Here is a 16,018-nt window from a genome sequence, read left to right as displayed (position 1 = left end):
GCCTAGCATCGAAGCATCGCCCCCCGCGGGGGGTTCCTCCTCTTCCCTGCAGGACCTCGCCATGTCTGATCTGCTCGTGACCTTCCCCTTCGACAAGCTGGGCGAAGCCCCCGAATACCGCCCGCCCGCCGAGCGCGTGATCGAGGGCGACATCGTCTGCCGCAATTGGGACATCGACAGCGCCAAGAACGGCGCCGTCCGCGCAGGCGTCTGGGAAGCCACCCCGGGCCTCAACCACTCCATCAAGGGCGAGACCTGGGAGTTCTGCCTGATCCTCTCCGGCGTGGTGGAAATCACCGAGCGCGGCCACGGGCCGAAGATCTTCAGGGCCGGCGACTGCTTCATCATGAAGCCGGGCTACGTGGGCACCTGGCGCACCATCGAGACCGTGCGCAAGGTGTGGATCATGGCCTGACGGAATGTCCATCTCCAGGCTGCGGATGCCCGATCGGCCCAACCGCAGGACCGAGGCCCCGGATCGCGCCCTTCCGCTCCGCCAACGGAGCGTGTCCATCACATTTAGCTTCCTCAATTGATTGGGCTGAAGCCCATTGGCGATCTCCTATCCATCCCTTAAGATGTATCCAGTTGTATAAGGGGGTAGGGACGTTCCACAGGTTCGTGCTGTGGCGCGTGGCCCGCGGTATGGCGAGCCCCGGCCTGCAGGAGGAACGATCGAATGAACAAAAGCAGTGGACTGCTTCGCCTGGCATTGCTGGCATCGGGCCTGGCTCTCGGAGGCTGCGTCACCACGCAAGGGGGCAGCGCCTCCTCTCTTCCCCAGTTGCAGCTCGGCAAGCTGGGGCTGGAAGACATCAGCGGAACCATTGGCGATGCGTTCAGCCCGCAACTGCGCGAATTCAAGAAGTTGGTCGGAGAGCAGAAGTTCGACGAAGCGGACGCGTTCTTTCTCAAGGAGGCCGCCTATTTCGAGAAACGCTACAAGGGCAGCGAAAAACCTCTTCCACCTGAATTCGAACAGCTGGCCAACCAGGTATGGGAAACCCGCTACCGCAGCAAGGCGGACCTGGCGGTCAACGGGTTGAGGGGCATCCACAGCCTCGCCGACAAATCGCAATGGCCGCAGATTTCTCGCACCCTCAAGAACAGTGACCAGGTTCTTGAAGCCATTGCAGCGGACCGGCTGCTTGAATTGACCCATGTGGGCTCAGACAAGAGACAGCAACTGGAAGAACAAGCCGCGCGCGTGATACAGCTTGCCGAGGCCGGAAAAGCCCAGGCGCTGGAATCCACGTTCGAGGACACGTTAAGCCAAGGCAGGCACAGCGCAGAGTTCATCGGCAGGCACACATTCAGCGAAAGCGACTATGTCGGCTCTTCCAGGTTCCAGACTGCGGCGCTCGCCAAGCTGGCGTCCCATGGCAGCGACAAGGACGGCTATTACCGGCAAGCGGTCCAGCTCGGACCTTATCTGCACGAGCAGAGCCGCAAAAGCATAGACGACACCTATGTCGAGATGGTGCGCACGCAACTCATGGCCGATGGGCACATATCGCTCGATGAAGTGTCGACGCTCGGCAGCCTCCGGACCCCTTTCGGCAGCGGGGCGGAAGCGCTGGCGGGGCTCGCGACGATCGGCTATGTCGATCTGACCAGCGCCAGCTTCAAGGACCGCAACGTCTTTGACTTCGAGATTGCCTTCAAGCCGGATCTGGACTTTCGCTTCGCACCTGCGACAGAGTCCGTCTTCGCTTCCGGCGACATCTCCCGGTTCGACTACCTCTTCGTCACGGATCTTTCCATGGCGAAGGTATCCCGCGAATTCAAGAACAAGCGGGACAACAAGAGCCGCGCTCAGACGGGAACCCAGCAAATTCAGAATCCTGACTACGTCACTGCGATGGCGAGTTACCAGAAAGCCATGGCCGAATTCCAGCGCGCGCAGATCAGCAGCGCCATACCGAAGCTGTGCTCGGGCTGGGGTTGCGCGCTGCAAGGTCTCGCTGACGGCCTGGCGAACGCCGGTGCGCGTGCCGGCGTTGACCAGGCTTCGGCACGGCTCGCTGCCACCAGCCAGATGATCGACCAGCCCGTGTACTCGGAGTATGCCTATCAGTCCGTCGATATCAACACGACGAAAACGGCGGATGTGAACTACTACGTCATCGACGTCCGGAAGAAGCGCATCCTCCGCAACAGCTTCCAGATCAATGACAACGAGGTGTTCAACGTTGCCTACAACGTGCGGGATGCCGACCCGGAAAGGGCCAGCATCCAGCGCAACGTGAAAACGGAGGAAGAGGTCACGGCCTGGGAAAAGCGACCGATGACCATCCCGATCAGCACACTCTTCAGCGCCTCCAATCTGCGCGCAGCCGAATCCAGCACCTACACGAACATGCCGGCGTTTCTCAAAACGCTCAGCACGCGCAGTTATGCGTCAGCCGCACCGACTTACTCCGGGGTGAATGCACGCAGCACTGCGGCATTGGCCAGTGCACCTTCTGCCCGGGCGCCAGTGGGCGACACGATTGCAGATGGACGCTTCGACAGCGTCGTCGTGATACGCAACGCGAAAGCCACCGGCACGGGGTTCTACATCACCCCGGAACTGGTGCTCACTGCCTACCATGTGGTCGAGGGCCAATCTCTGGTGGAACTGACCTACTACGATGGCACGAAGACCTATGGCCGTGTAGTGGACCACGACGTGCGCCTCGATCTCGCACTGGTCAAGGCACAGCAGGCAGGCAAGCCGCTGGCCATTCACACCGGCCCGCTCAAGCTCGGAGAAACCGTCGAGGCCATCGGTCATCCAAAGGGCTATGAATTCACCATCACGCGTGGAGTCATCAGCGCGATGCGGCGCCAACGCAGCGCTGCCATTGGTTCCGACAACCTCGTGGAGTTCGTACAGACCGATACGCCCATCAGCCAGGGAAATTCGGGCGGACCGCTACTGCTCAAGGACGCCGTGATCGGAGTCAATGACTGGATCCGTGTGGACAAAGGCTCGCAGAACCTCAATTTCAGCGTCTCCTACAACGAGATCCGGTCGTATCTCGATCGATTCAAAGGCAAATGACCATGAGAACCCGACTTTTCCTGCCACTGGTGCTCATGGCCCTCGCTGGATGCGCCGCCCATGACACCCAGGTCAACGCATTCAAGATCGGAAGCGCCACATCGAAGAACGTGTTCGTCGATCCCAGCCAGTTCGCCAACCGGACTGTGAAGCTCCGCCTGCGCAATTCCTCCGGGGACCCATCCATCGACGTCTCTGCAATCCGGAGTGCAATGGAGTCTGGCCTGCGCGCTGCCGGCTACCAGATCGGCGAGCAGAACTTCGGCATCCTCGTTGACGTGAACCTTTACTTCATGAACTCGGTGGCACAAGGTCGCCAGCGTGCGTCCAATGAGTTGGGCATGCTGCTGGGGGGCGTGGCCGGCTACGAGATGGCCAAGCGCCCCGGTGGCATGGGGCCGGGCTCGGGGGCATTGCTGGGAGCCGTCGCGGGCGCGACACTGCAGGAAGTGCTGCGAGCCAACAACGAATACGACAGCTATCTCGTGCTCTCTGACGTCAATGTCGGTGTCGTGAAACAGGAGAACCGCAAAAAGGACTTCTTCGTGATCGGCGGAAACCGCATTGAACAACGCCAGGAAGACAACGGCACGTTCGAGTCTTTCGCGATGCGCGAAACAGTGAAAGTTGCCGTATATGCCGGAGATCGGCGCGAACGCCGGGGGCAGGTGATGGACGCCATCCAGGACCGCCTGGCCCGGGTTTTGTCCAACCTCCTCTGAAGTTTGCAGCCAGGCATGCCTGCGTTCGTACGAGCGTTCACCGATCTGCTGGCAGCAGGCGCCCTGTGGATTTCCCGGCCCGGAATTCGGGCCCCCGGGCCGTTCCGCGGCCGCCCGTGCCAGGGCCGCGCCTGGAGGCGCGCATTTCCGCATGCCGGCAAGGAGGAGATCCGCGACTTCCTGGACATGTTCGCAGGCAGCTTCCTCCTGCATGCCGGCGAACGGCTGCGGTTCGCCCCGGAAGACCGTATCCTGGATGTCTATGCCGCGCGCTACCCGCGCAAGGGCGGCCTGGGCGTGGATGCGATGGAACTCGAGGTCCTGGCGCTCGAGACCCGTGGCCGCTACGGCGTGGATCTCGAGGCGATATGGTCAGAACACCTGACGCTGGGCGAATTGTTCGCGGCTTGCCGCAGCGGGGAGCGCCTCCCGCCGCGGTGACTTCCGCACAGGCATGCTTCAAGGCAATGCGCAGGCGTCCTGCCGGCCCACGTCCCTTGCCGCGGTGCCGATGGAACGCGCCTGCGCGATGCTCGCGCCCCGTCCGCCCGCGCTCCGGACCCGCTCCCGGGCGAACACGCCCAGTTCACCAATGGCCAGGGCCGCAGACCGCAGCCAGGCCGATTGCAGATGGAATACGTGCCAGCGCCCCTGCCACACCTGCAGGCGGCACTCCACGCCCGCCTGCTGCAGCCGGTTGGCCAGCCGCAGCGAATCGTCCCGCAGTACCTCCTGCTCGCCCACCTGGATCATCACGGGCGGCAGGCCGGAAAGGTCCGCCCCCAGAGGCTGGTGCTCGCCAGCCGTGGCCGGGGCGCCATACCAGGCCAGCCCCTGGCGCAGCCAGCCTTCGCGGATCATCGGGTCTCCGGCACGCAGGTCCGCCAGGCTCGCCCCGCGCAACGCCGGATCGGTCACTGGCGAAATCAGCAGGCTGCAGGCCGGCAGCGGCTGGCCGGCACGCTTGAGCGACAGCAGCAGCGCCATGGCCAGCGCGCCGCCGGCCGAATCGCCGGCCAGCACGATGCGCCCGGGCGCCACGCCGCGCGCCAGCAGCGCCTGGTAACAGGCGCGGGCATCGTCCAGTGCTGCTGGGTACGGGTGCTCTGGCGCCAGGCGGTAATCCGGCACGGCCACCACGGCGCCGGCCGACAGGGCCAGCCGCGTGGTGATGCTGCGGTGCGTGTGCGGGCTGCCCAGGCAGAAGGCGCCGCCGTGCAGGTAGAGCACATGGGTGCGGCCTTCGCCCACGGCAGGCGATACGACCTGCATCGGAACACCGCCCCACTGCTCCCGGTACTGGATGGTGCCGCGCGCGCCGGGCATCAGCGGCGAGAGCAGGCCCACCACCGCACGCTGCCAGCCTGCGCCGAAGGGCGGGCCGATGAGGCGCTTGAAGCCCAGCCGCAGGAAGCCGCGCAGCAAGGCGGCCGAGAGGTTTTCCGCGACACCGGGCGGCGGTGCGATGCGCGTGGCCTCGGCGCCCGCCTGCGGGCCCTGCAGCCGGTAGGCGTCCAGGCCCGACCAGCGCGTGGCGGCGCGGTAGCTCAGCGTGAAGCCCGGCCAGTTGGTGCTGTTGTGGCCGTTGGCGTCCACGTACCAGCTCTTGCAGCCATTCCAGACGGTGTGGCGCAGGCGCTGCTGGATGTGGCGGTTGTAGCGATCGAAGCGCTGCGCATCCGGCTCGATGGTGGCCGCGCCCGAGCGCTCCATGGCGCGCAGGCAGCGCATGGTGTGGGCGATCTGGCTTTCGATCATGTAGACGATCGAGTTGTGGCCCAGGTTGGTGTTGGGGCCGTAGAGCATGAAGAAGTTGGGAAAGCCCGGAACGGTGATGCCCAGGTAGGCCGCCGCGCCGCGCTGCCACGCGGCGTTCAACTCCAGCCCGCCGCGGCCGGTGATCTTCATGGGCGAGAGGAACTCGGTGGCCGCGAAGCCCGTGCCGTAGACGATCACGTCGGCACGGTGCAGTTGGCCGTCGCGGGTGCGGATGCCGTCCGGCTCCACACGGTCTATGGCGCCGGTCTGCACATGCACGTTGGTGCGCGCCATGGTGGCCAGGTATTCGCTCGACAGCAGGATGCGCTTGCAGCCGATGGGATAGTCGGGCGTGAGCGCCTCGCGCAGCGCCTTATCGGGCACCTGCCGCTCCAGCATATTGTGGAAGGGCCGGCCCACGGCCCACTGCATCAGGCCCTTGAAGCGCGTGAAGGCCAGCGCGCGCGACTCGTATTTCAGGTAGATCCATGTGCGATGCAGCCGCATGGCGCCGGGCACGAAGCGGAACAGGGTCTTCTCCAGCCCGCTGTAGGCCCGGTCGGGGCGCGGCATCATGTGGCTGGGCGAGCGCTGGAAGACATGCAGCTCGCCCACCTTGCCAGCGATGGCGGGCACGAACTGGATGGCCGATGCGCCGGTGCCGATCACCGCCACGCGCTTGCCGGCCAGCTCCACGCCGTGGTCCCAGCGCGCCGAGTGGAAGCTGGGGCCGGCGAAGTTCTCGATGCCGGCGATGGACGGCAGCGCCGGCCGGCTGAGCTGGCCGGTACCGCTGACCAGGAACTGCGCGGACAACCGCTGGCCACCCTGCAGTTGCACCTGCCAGCGCTGGCCGGCTTCGTCCCACGCGGCAGAGGCGACTTCGCTGTGGAAGCGCACATGGCGCAGCAGGTCGTAGCGGCGCGCGCAATGGCGCAGGTAATCGAGGATCTCCGCCTGCGGCGCGAACACGCGGCTCCAGCGCGGGTTGGGCTCGAAGGAGAACGAATACAGGTGCGAGGGCACATCGCAGGCCGCTCCAGGATAGGCGTTGTCGCGCCAGACGCCGCCGACGTCGCCGGCCTTTTCGAGGATGGCGAAGTCGTCGATGCCGGCCTTGCGCAGCGCGATCGCCATGCCCAGCCCGGCGAAGCCGGTGCCGATGACGAGGAAGCGGAAGGACGTGGCGCCGGGAACCGCGGCAGGGGTCTCAGGCGATCGCATGGGCAGCCTCCTGCGGCATGGCTGGCGAAGCGGCGCCGTCCTGCGCAACGCGCCGGCGTCCAAGTATGAGGTCCACGGCCTTCTCGGCGATCATGATGGTGGGGGCGTTCGTATTGCCGCCGATCAGCGTCGGCATGACCGAGGCATCCACGATGCGCAACCGGTCCAGTCCGCGCACGCGCAGCTGCGGATCGACCACCGCGTTCTCGTCCGAGCCCATGCGGCAGGTGCCGATGGGGTGATAGACCGTATCGGTGCGGGCGCGCAGCACCGCGCGGATCTGCTCGTCCGACTCCACCCCCTGCGTGAACACATCCCGGCGCAGCCAGCGGGCCATGGCAGGCGCCTGCATGATCTGCCGCGTGATGCGGAAGCCCCGCACCATGTCCTCCAGGTCCTGCCCGTCGGCATAGAAGGCGGGATCGATCAGCGGCGCAGCCAGCGGGTCACGGCTGGCCAGGGCCACGCTGCCGCGGCTGCGCGGGCGCAGCAGGCAGACATGGCACGAGAGGCCGTGGCCCATGCGGAACCGGCGGGCGTGGTCGTCCACCATGGCGACGACGAAGTGCAACTGCAGGTCGGGCCGGTCCGCATCGGGACGCGAGCGCAGGAAGCCGCCGCACTCGGCGAAGTTCGAGGTCAGCATGCCCCGACGCTCCCGCCGGTAGCGCAGCGCCTCGCGCAGCATGCGCAGTCCGCCGGACAGGGAGACCCCCATGGCGGCGGTGCTGTCCACCTGGTAGCCGAAAATGAAATCGGGATGGTCCTGCAGGTTCTGCCCCACGCCGGGCAGGTGCATCACCACCGGCAGGCCTTGCGCGGACAGGGCATGGAGGGCGCCCACGCCCGAGAGCATCAGCAGCTGCGGCGTCTGCAGCGCGCCGGCCGCCAGGATCACCTCGCGCCGCGCACGCACGCTGCGCACCACGCCATCCTGCAGGTACTCGACGCCCACGGCGCGCCGGCCCTCGAACAGCACGCGCAGCGCCCGGGAATGGGTACGCACCTCCAGGTTCGGGCGCCGCCCCAGGTGCGGCAGCAGGTACGCGCGTGCCGCGCTGCAGCGCTCGCCGTGCTTCTGCGTGAGCTGATAGACGCCCACGCCCTCCTGCTCGGCCCCGTTGAAGTCGGTGTTCACCGCATGGCCCGCCTGCCGCCCCGCCTCCAGGAAGGCGGCGTGGAACGGGCTGTCCGTGCGCGGATCGGCCACCCACAGCGGGCCGTCGCTGCCGTGCCAGGCATCGTGGATGCGCTCGTTGTGCTCGGAGAGGCGGAAATACGGCAGCACCTCGTCGTACGACCAGCCCGTGGCCCCCATGCGCGCCCAATCGTCGTAATCGCCGCGGTGCCCGCGGATATAGACCATCGCGTTGATCGCCGACGAACCGCCCAGGGCGCGGCCGCGAGGCTGGTAGCCGCGGCGCCCCCCCAGGCCGGGCTGGGGCACGGTCTCGAAGGCCCAGTTGTTCAGATGGGTCGGGATCATCGTGACGGCACCGACCGGCATGCGGACCAGCGTGCCGTCGCCGCGTCCGCCCGCTTCCAGCAGGCACACGCTGCTGGACGGGTCCTCCGTCAGCCTCCCGCCCAGCACGCAGCCGCCGGAGCCGCCGCCCACCACCACGAAATCGAAGAGGTCGCTCATGTTGTTGTCTCCTTCATCATTACTTCAGGTCAGGCCAGCCGCTCCAGCAAGCCGAGCAGGCGCTCGAAGGTCTTGCCATAGGGTGGATGGAACATTGCCGTGCCATTCAACCGGGCCTGGCGGAACACGGGCTTGAGATGGCTCAGCCGGTCGAACCCCCAGCGGCCGTGGTAGGCGCCCTGCCCGCTCGACCCCACGCCGCCGAAAGGCTGGTGCTCCTGCGCGAGATGCCAGAGGCAGTCATTGACCGTGACGCCGCCAGCCAGCGTCCCGCCCAGCACCCGGCCTTCGGCCACCCGGTCGCGGCCGAACCAGTACAGGGCCAGAGGCGGGTCGCCTGCCCTCACGTGGGCGATCGCCGCATCGGTGCCGGCCACTTCCACGATGGGCAGGACCGGGCCGAAGATCTCTTCCTGCAGCAGGCGCATGCGCGGCGTGCAGCCCAGCACCAGGGCTGGCGGCAGCTTGCGCGTACCGGCGCTGAAATCCTCCTGCGCGGGGTTCACCTCGACGATGCGTGCTCCTTCGGCCCGGGCTTCGTCCAGCAGCGCGAGCAGGCGCTGGCGGTGGCGATCGCTGACGATGGCGGTGTAATCCGGGTTGTCGCGCAAACGCGGGTAGAGCGTGCCCATGGCGGCGGCCAGGCCGCGCGCCACCTCCTCGCCCCGGCCGAAGGGCACCAGCAGGTGGTCGGGCGCGATGCAGGTCTGGCCGGCATTGAGCAGCTTGCCGAAGGCGATGCGAGGCAGCGCCTCGCCCAGGTCGCAGCTGGCATCGAGGATGGCCGGAGACTTGCCGCCCAGCTCCAGGGTCACCGGCACCAGGTGCTTCGCCGCGGCCTGCGCCACCAGCCGTCCCACGGCCGTGGATCCCGTGAAGAACAGGTGGTCGAAGGGCAGCTCCACGAAGGCGCGGGCCACGTCGGCATCGCCGGTCACCACGGCCACTTCGGAAGGATCGAATGCATCGGATACGGCCCGGGCCAGCGCGTCCGCGAGGCGGGGCGTGAGTTCCGACGGCTTGATGAGCACCCGGTTGCCCGCCGCCAGAGCCGCCACGGCAGGTCCCAGCGCGAGCTGCAGCGGATAGTTCCACGGCGCGACCACGCCGACCACGCCCAGCGGCTGCGGCAGCAGGCGGTTGCTGCCCGGCAGGAAATGCACCTGCGTGGGCACGCGGCGCGGGCGCATCCAGCCGCGCAGGTGGCGCAGGGCATGGCGGATGCCGGCGCGCACCACGAACAATTCAGCCAGCCGGCTTTCGTGCGCGCTGCGGCCGCTGAAGTCGGCATCGATGGCCGCGATGAAGCGCGCCTCGCACCGGTGCGTCAACTCCAGCAGGCGGCGCAGGCGATCGACGCGCACCTGCCAGGAGGGCATCGGCTCGCTGTCGAATGCCGAGCGCTGGCGGGCCAGCATGCCGGCCAGCGATGCACCAGGGAGGGGGGCCTGCATCAGCATGGCTGCCTCCCGGCGGCTCCCGGGCACGGTCTCGTGGATGGGATTCGCACGCGCATCATGTCTCCGTATCGTCGTTATGCATGGGCCCATCATCGAATCCCGCTGCATGCGCCACAAGGCGCGGCCGGGCCAGCCACTTTAGAATTCAGGCCAAATCGGCGGCATCGAGGGTAAGTCTGGATGAGCTTTCTGGCATTCCGAAGAGGGGTCACGGGCGCGCGCCTGCTGGTGGAGTACGGCCGTGAAAAAGGGCTGGACTGCCCGTCGCTGCTTGCCGGCAGCGGCATCGCCGAGGCCCTGCTGGCCGATCCCGACGCCGAGCTGGAGCCTGAGCAGGAGCTGCAGGTGGCGCGCAATCTGTCGCGGCTGCTGGGGCACCCGCCCGGCCTGGGACTGGAGCTGGGCCTGCGCTACCGGCTGGGTAACTTCGGCATGTGGGGCTACGGCCTGCTGAGCAGCGCCACGGCCGGCGCGGCGCTGCAGGCGGCGATGCGCTTCCTGCCGCTCTCGTATGCGTTTTCGACCATCAGCACGCGGGTGCTGGAGGACTCCGTGGAAGTGCATTTCGGCGAGCCGGACCTGGCGCCCGGGCTCGGCCGCCTCCTGGTCGAGCGCGATCTGGCCGCCGCAGCCATGCTGATGCGGCAGGTGGCGGGCGACGGCTTCCGGCTGGACCGCATCGCGCTCAAGGCCCTGCCCGGCAGGATCGGGGCACCGCCCGCCGGCATCCACGACATCCTCGGGGCAGTGCCCGACTTCAAGGCCGGCGAATACCTGATCGCCTACGACCGCGCCTACCTCGCCCGGCCCCTGCCCCAGGCAGACCCGGCGACTGCGGCGATGTGCGAGCGCATGTGCCAGAAGCTGATGGAGCAGCGGCGCGTGGACATCGGCTGCGCAGCCATGGTGCGGCACCAGCTCGCCGCGCTGCCGCCCGGCGCTCTGCCCAGCCTGCACCACATCGCGGGCCTGCTGCATACCAGCGAGCGCACGCTCAAGCGGCGTCTGCAGGGCGAAGGAACGTCCTTCCGGCAATTGGTGGCGCAGTCGCAGGCCGCGTCCGCTGCGGCGCTGGTGGGCGAACATCGGCTGAGCCTGACCGAAGTGGCGGAACGCATGGGCTATGCCGACCTGTCGGCCTTCTCGCAGGCCTTCAAGCGCTGGCACGGCGTGTCGCCGGAGGGATTCCGCCGCACCCGCCGCACGGGCTGACGGAGCCTGCGCGCTTGCGCTATGGTGGCGCCCTCCGAGGCACGCCGGCAAACCGGCCCTTTTTTCCATGTCCCAGTTCTCGCAATCCCCTGGCCCGGCCGGCGACGCCGGCTCCATCACCCGCGTCGCCGGCATCGAGGTCGGCCACAGCACCGACGCCCGCCGGCCCACCGGCTGCAGCGTGGTCATCGCCCGCGAAGGTGCCGTGGCCGGCGTGGACGTGCGCGGGGCCGCGCCCGGCACGCGCGAGACCGACCTGCTGGAGCCCACGCACCTGGTCGATCGCATCCATGCCGTGATGCTGGCCGGTGGCAGCGCATTCGGGCTGGATGCGGCCGGCGGCGCCGTGCGCTGGCTGGAAGAGCGCGGCATCGGCCTGGACGTGGGCGTGGCCCGCATCCCGCTGGTGCCGGCCGCCGTGCTGTTCGACCTGCCCGTGGGCGATGCGCGCATCCGCCCCGACGCCGCCGCCGGCTACGCGGCCTGCGCCGCCGCATCGCGCGCGGACCCGGCCGAAGGCAACGTGGGCGCGGGCGCGGGCGCCTCGGTGGGCAAGCTCTTCGGCATGGAATACGCCATGAAGGGCGGCATCGGCAGCGCGTCTATCACCGTGCTGGGAGTGACGGTGGGCGCGCTGGTGGCCTGCAATGCGGCCGGCGACGTGGTGGACCCGGAGTCCGGCCGTCCGGTGGCCGGCGCCCGCAAGGCCGGCGGGCTGGGGCTGCGCGACACGCGCCGCGCGCTGCTGGCCGGGGATGTGCCGAACACGCTGCTCGCGGGCACCAACACCACGATCGGCGTGGTGGCGACCGATGCCACCATCACGAAGGCGCAGGCCCGGCGGCTGGCAGTGTGCGCGCACGACGGGCTGGCGCGCGCCATCAATCCGGTGCACACGCTGTCGGACGGTGACACGCTCTTCGCGCTGGGCACGGGACTGGCGGGCCGTTCGCCGGGCATGATGGTGCTGTCCACCCTGGCCGCCGAGGTCACGGCACGCGCCACGCTGCGCGCGGTGCTCGCGGCGCGCTCGCTCGCCACGCCGCAGGGCCTGCACCTGCCCGGCGCGGCGGAACTGGGCGGCACGGCACCCTGGGGAGCAGTCTGGCCATGAACATGCTCGCCGCCCGGTCGCGCACCGCCGCCCGGCGCCTGCGTACCGCCCTGCTGAATGTGCGCGACCTGCTGCTATCGGCCGGCCCGCTCGCCTTCCTGGCCGTGGGACTGGTGGCACTGGCCTACTGGTGGCTGCAGCCCAATCCGCCGCGCCGCGTCACCCTGGCCACCGGCCCCGCGCAAAGCGCCTATGCCGAGTTCGGCCAGCGCTATCGCAAGGCCCTGGCAGCGGACGGCATCGACGTGGTGCTGCTGGAGAGCGAAGGCTCCTCGGCCAACCTGCAGCTGCTGCGCGAAGGCCGGGCGGACCTGGCCTTCGTGCAGGGCGGCACGGGCGAACTGCGTCCGGAGGACGCCGGGAACCTGGAGTCGCTGGGCAGCCTGTTCGTGGAGCCGATCTGGCTGTTCTACCGGGACGACGCGGCGCGGCGCGTGTCCGCCAGCGGCCGCCTCACCAGCCTGGCGCAGCTGCGCGGACTGCGGGTGAACGTGGGCACGCCGGGCAGCGGCGTGCCGACCCTCATGGACACCTTGCTGGAGGCCAACCGGGTGGATCCGGCCCGCGTACACCGCACGCAACTGGGCCAGACGCCCGCCACGGTGGACTTCCTGGCGGGCCGGCTGGACGCGCTGGTGTTCGCCTCCGCGCCCGAATCGCTGATGGTGCAAATGCTGTTGCAGACGCCCGGCGTGCGGCTCATGGACTTTCCGCAGAACGAAGCCTACGCCCGGCGTTTCCCGTTCCTCACGCCCGTCACGCTGCCGCGTGGCGTGGTGGATCTCGCGGGCAACGTGCCTTCCTCCGATATACGCCTGGTGGCCTCCACCACCTCGCTGCTGGCGCGCGAGGGCACGCACCCGGCGCTGCTGCAGTTGTTCGCGCAGAGCGCGCAGACGCTGCACGGCGGGGCGGGCTGGTTCAACCGCGCGCGCGAATTCCCCAACACCCGCCACAGCGAGCTGCCGATCGCGGCTGAAGGGGAGCGGGCCATCAACGGCTCGCCACCGCTGCTGCAGCGCTACCTGCCGTTCTGGATCGCCAACCTCGTCGAGCGCATGTGGCTGGTGCTGGGCGTGCTGCTGGCGGCCATGCTGCCGCTGTCGCGCATCGTGCCGCCGCTCTACCAGTTCCGCGTGCGCTCGCGCGTGTTCCGCTGGTATGGCCGGCTGCGCGAGATCGAGGACCAGTTCGAGACCGGCGGCCTGCCGCCGCAGGAACTGCTGGCGCATCTGGCCCGGCTGGAAACCCAGGTCGAGAAGGTGAGCGTGCCGCTCTCGTACGCGGACGAGCTCTACGCGCTGCGCCACCACATCCAGATCGTGCGGCAGAAGGTGGCCGGCGGCATGCAGCCCCCCTCCGCTACTCATTAGCCCGGCCCGCGGCGGCTCAGCGTACCGGCTTGCGCGATCCGCCACGTGCGGGCCGGATCTTCCCCGGCGGCCCCGGCAGCACCCTGAGCGCGCCCTCGGCCATGAGCTTGTCCCGCACGCGCCGCGTCATGGACTGCGTGCTGCCGTCGGGCGCCGTGAACAAAAACAGCGTGTGGTGCGGGCTGGCCCAGGTGAGCTGCGTATGCACCGCGCGGTGATTGGTGGTGAGCTCCACCCACGTGCCGATGGAGAGTTCATCGCCGGAGCCGTTCGCCCGGTCCGTGGGCGTGGCTGCCTCTACGGCCCGGTCCTCGCCGGCCTCTCCGGGCCTTTCGGGCTCTTCGGACTCCTCAGGCTCCAGCAGGGAGTGGCCGGTCTGCGGCATGCCGGAGTCCTCGGCCTCCCCGGCACGGGCCGCGGCCTGTTCGGCGGCCGCCTGGTGCAGGGTCGCGACGCGCTCCAGGATCGCGGCGGTCATGCCCTCGTCGTGGCCCACGCTGTCCAGGCCGCCGCGCAGGGCGCCGAGGATGCGCGTGACCACGGGGGCCAGGCGCTCGGGCGCGCGGGCTGCCAGGTCGGGCTGGGCGAGCCAGAACAGCTCGGGCACGACCGCGAGGTAGCCGCCGGGGTCGTCCTCGCCGGGCCGGTCCGCCTGGGCGCGCGCCACCACGTCGGCCCAGGGACCCGCGGCGAATTCCACGATGTCCGGCGGTACGTCCTCGGTGCGGGCCAGCGCACGGATGTCCTGCGACACGCGCCGTGACAGCTCCTCGCGGCGCTTCAGCTCATGCGCCACGGCGCGCGCGGACTCCTCCCGCTCGCGGTGGCGCCGGTCCTGCTCGGACCAGCCGGCCTCCAGCCCCGCCAGGGCGGCCGCGAAGGTGTCGGCGCTGCGGGTGTCGCCCGAAGTCACGCTTTCCACGGCCCGCTCCATGAGGCGCGCGAAGCCGCTGAAGTCATGCGCGTCCTCGGAATCGAACGAGAGCGCCCGCTGGGTGAGCGCGTCCAGCAGGCGGCGCGCGGGATGCCGCTCGTCGGTGAAAAAGCGCGGATCGTGCCGCACCAGGCGCTGCAGCGCCGGTCGCAGGTTCTGCAGCGAGCGCTGCACCGGCGCCAGCAGGCGGTCATCCTGCGCGATGTTGTCCATCATGCGGCTGACCACCTCGCTGGCGGTGCGCGACCGGGACCGTGCGGGCGCGCCGGCCGGACCGGCTGCCGGCGGCGCGATGGGGACCGCTGCCCTGCCCGGATGCGCGGTTGCGGGCCCCATGGCGGCGAGCGGTGCGGGCAGGCTGCCGGACAGGCGGCCCACGATGCGCTCGAGCTCGGCGATGTCCTCCATGGCCTCGGCCGCAGCGGCGGCGAGACCGCCGTCCGGGGGGGCGGCCAGGGGCAGGCCGGCCACCGGCAGGCCGTCCAGCCCACCCGGGTGCGCCGCCAGCGCCAGATGCGCAGGCACGCCTGCGGCCACCGGGGTCGCGAGCGCCCCCATCGGCTGGGCCAGCATCTGCCGGAGCATGGCGACGGTGAGCAACGCTTCCTCGGCCTCGGGCGCCAGCACTGCCGGCCGGGAAGGCTGCAGCGGTGCGCCCGCCATGCCGCTCCAGTCAGTCACCGGCCCCCGCCATCCACCCTGCGCGGGATGCACATCTCCCAGGCCGGGGACGGGGCCGTATCCCGTGCCCCAGGCGCCGCCCTGCCCGCCGTCCACCTGGGCGGACGCCGGCCCCTGCCAGCGCCCGGCGGCGGCGCCCCGCCCCGCGGCATGGCCTGCGACCGCATAGCCCACAGGCTGCACGCCATCCTCGCGGAGCCGGGCGGCGGCGCTGCGGTAGGCGCCCTGGAGCTGGGTGCCCAGGGCGTTGCGCAGCGGCGCCATCCAGAGGGTGCGCACGTCGGATGAAACCCCTGTGGTGCCCACCACCTGCTGCAGGGCGCGGATGTAGTTCTCCGGTCGCAACGGATTGCGGTCGGGTCGCACGCTGGGCAGTCCCTGGGCCGCGCTCACCAGCGCGTCCAGCTCCGCCAGCACGGCTTCGGTGGCATGCAGCGCCACCTGCTGGGCGCGCGACAGTTCCACCTGCGCCATGACCTCGGCCTCGTCCATCAGGGACAGCTCGCCGAAGTCCAGCCCTGCGGGCTCGGAAGGCCTCGCCCGGGCGTCCGGCTCGGCGCCCGCGAAGATCTCCAGCAGGGCCATGGGAAAGCCCCGCACCAGCGCGGGCGCGTGCTGCGCCAGCAGCGCGCCGGCCCCCTCCAGCGCATCGCGCCGCCGTGGCTCGCGCGCCAGCGGCGCCTCTGCCTCCAGGGCATCGCGCGTTTGCGCCACCAGCGCCTCCATCATCGCCTCGCCGTCGCGGATGGCTGCCACGACGCAGGCACGGAAAGCCGACCGGGCGGTGGGGGCGATGGCGGACATGGCGCGGCGGCGTGGTTCGGCGCGGTGGGGATCGCGGCGGGAAAA

At 69.5% G+C, this 16,018-nt stretch carries 11 protein-coding genes; 7 read left to right on the top strand and 4 right to left on the bottom strand.

All coding sequences use genetic code 11. From position 1 onward, the window contains the following. The first annotated feature begins 61 nt into the window (after window positions 1-61). The 4 genes from ACAV_RS08625 (at window position 62) to ACAV_RS08610 (ending at window position 4,209) form a co-directional block, all read left to right on the top strand. The gene (locus ACAV_RS08625) at window positions 62-415 is read left to right on the top strand and encodes a cupin domain-containing protein (RefSeq protein WP_013594182.1); all 354 of its coding nucleotides are present in this window, start codon (window positions 62-64) and stop codon (window positions 413-415) included. A gap of 264 nt (window positions 416-679) precedes the next feature. Then, window positions 680-3,046 (top strand): S1C family serine protease, encoded by a 2,367-nt coding sequence (locus ACAV_RS08620; RefSeq protein WP_013594181.1) that lies wholly within the window; start codon window positions 680-682, stop codon window positions 3,044-3,046. 2 nt (window positions 3,047-3,048) lie between these two features. After that, window positions 3,049-3,768 carry a complement resistance protein TraT gene (gene traT / locus ACAV_RS08615; protein ID WP_013594180.1) on the top strand — a complete coding sequence of 240 codons (720 nt, stop codon included), beginning with the start codon at window positions 3,049-3,051 and terminating at the stop codon, window positions 3,766-3,768. Between the two features lie 15 nt (window positions 3,769-3,783). Beyond that, window positions 3,784-4,209, top strand: a complete 426-nt coding sequence (locus tag ACAV_RS08610) for a hypothetical protein (protein WP_013594179.1) — start codon at window positions 3,784-3,786, stop codon at window positions 4,207-4,209. A gap of 18 nt (window positions 4,210-4,227) precedes the next feature. Here ACAV_RS08610 and ACAV_RS08605 read toward each other — a convergent pair whose 3' ends face one another. The 3 genes from ACAV_RS08605 to ACAV_RS08595 are packed head-to-tail and all read right to left on the bottom strand — an operon-like array spanning window position 4,228 to window position 9,855. After that, window positions 4,228-6,750: a flavin-containing monooxygenase gene (locus ACAV_RS08605; RefSeq protein ID WP_013594178.1), complete on the bottom strand. Its 2,523-nt coding sequence runs from the start codon at window positions 6,748-6,750 to the stop codon at window positions 4,228-4,230. Further along, a complete protein-coding gene (locus tag ACAV_RS08600) occupies window positions 6,737-8,395 on the bottom strand; it encodes a GMC family oxidoreductase (protein WP_013594177.1) in 1,659 nt (552 codons plus the stop codon). Before ACAV_RS08600 ends, ACAV_RS08605 begins: the two co-directional genes overlap by 14 nt. A gap of 29 nt (window positions 8,396-8,424) precedes the next feature. Further along, entirely contained in the window at window positions 8,425-9,855 is a 1,431-nt protein-coding gene (locus ACAV_RS08595) for a coniferyl aldehyde dehydrogenase (protein WP_013594176.1), read from the bottom strand. Between the two features lie 180 nt (window positions 9,856-10,035). On the opposite strand from ACAV_RS08595, the gene ACAV_RS08590 reads away from it, so the two are divergent. From ACAV_RS08590 to ACAV_RS08580, 3 genes are all read left to right on the top strand, one after another. After that, window positions 10,036-11,067 carry an AraC family transcriptional regulator gene (locus ACAV_RS08590; protein WP_013594175.1) on the top strand — a complete coding sequence of 344 codons (1,032 nt, stop codon included), beginning with the start codon at window positions 10,036-10,038 and terminating at the stop codon, window positions 11,065-11,067. 67 nt (window positions 11,068-11,134) lie between these two features. Beyond that, a complete protein-coding gene (locus tag ACAV_RS08585; protein WP_013594174.1) occupies window positions 11,135-12,181 on the top strand; it encodes a P1 family peptidase in 1,047 nt (348 codons plus the stop codon). Further along, window positions 12,178-13,554, top strand: coding sequence for a TAXI family TRAP transporter solute-binding subunit (locus ACAV_RS08580; RefSeq protein ID WP_013594173.1), 1,377 nt, complete (start codon window positions 12,178-12,180; stop codon window positions 13,552-13,554). The genes ACAV_RS08585 and ACAV_RS08580 overlap by 4 nt, the downstream gene beginning before the upstream one ends. A 16-nt stretch (window positions 13,555-13,570) precedes the next feature. Here the strand turns inward: ACAV_RS08580 and ACAV_RS08575 are convergent, their stop codons facing one another. Further along, entirely contained in the window at window positions 13,571-15,973 is a 2,403-nt protein-coding gene (locus tag ACAV_RS08575; protein WP_013594172.1) for a DUF1631 family protein, read from the bottom strand. Window positions 15,974-16,018 lie beyond the last annotated feature (45 nt).

Source organism: Paracidovorax avenae ATCC 19860 (assembly GCF_000176855.2).
Taxonomy (GTDB): domain Bacteria; phylum Pseudomonadota; class Gammaproteobacteria; order Burkholderiales; family Burkholderiaceae_C; genus Paracidovorax; species Paracidovorax avenae.
This window is presented reverse-complemented; position numbering and strand designations above follow the sequence as displayed.

Excerpts from the sequence above, each read along its gene's own strand:
- ACAV_RS08605 (WP_013594178.1), bottom strand. The coding sequence starts at position 6,750 with ATGCGATCGCCTGAGACCCCTGCCGCGGTTCCCGGCGCCACGTCCTTC.
- ACAV_RS08585 (WP_013594174.1), top strand. The coding sequence starts at position 11,135 with ATGTCCCAGTTCTCGCAATCCCCTGGCCCGGCCGGCGACGCCGGCTCC.
- ACAV_RS08620 (WP_013594181.1), top strand. The coding sequence starts at position 680 with ATGAACAAAAGCAGTGGACTGCTTCGCCTGGCATTGCTGGCATCGGGC.
- traT (WP_013594180.1), top strand. The coding sequence starts at position 3,049 with ATGAGAACCCGACTTTTCCTGCCACTGGTGCTCATGGCCCTCGCTGGA.
- ACAV_RS08580 (WP_013594173.1), top strand. The coding sequence starts at position 12,178 with ATGAACATGCTCGCCGCCCGGTCGCGCACCGCCGCCCGGCGCCTGCGT.
- ACAV_RS08600 (WP_013594177.1), bottom strand. The coding sequence starts at position 8,395 with ATGAGCGACCTCTTCGATTTCGTGGTGGTGGGCGGCGGCTCCGGCGGC.
- ACAV_RS08575 (WP_013594172.1), bottom strand. The coding sequence starts at position 15,973 with ATGTCCGCCATCGCCCCCACCGCCCGGTCGGCTTTCCGTGCCTGCGTC.
- ACAV_RS08625 (WP_013594182.1), top strand. The coding sequence starts at position 62 with ATGTCTGATCTGCTCGTGACCTTCCCCTTCGACAAGCTGGGCGAAGCC.
- ACAV_RS08610 (WP_013594179.1), top strand. The coding sequence starts at position 3,784 with ATGCCTGCGTTCGTACGAGCGTTCACCGATCTGCTGGCAGCAGGCGCC.
- ACAV_RS08590 (WP_013594175.1), top strand. The coding sequence starts at position 10,036 with ATGAGCTTTCTGGCATTCCGAAGAGGGGTCACGGGCGCGCGCCTGCTG.
- ACAV_RS08595 (WP_013594176.1), bottom strand. The coding sequence starts at position 9,855 with ATGCTGATGCAGGCCCCCCTCCCTGGTGCATCGCTGGCCGGCATGCTG.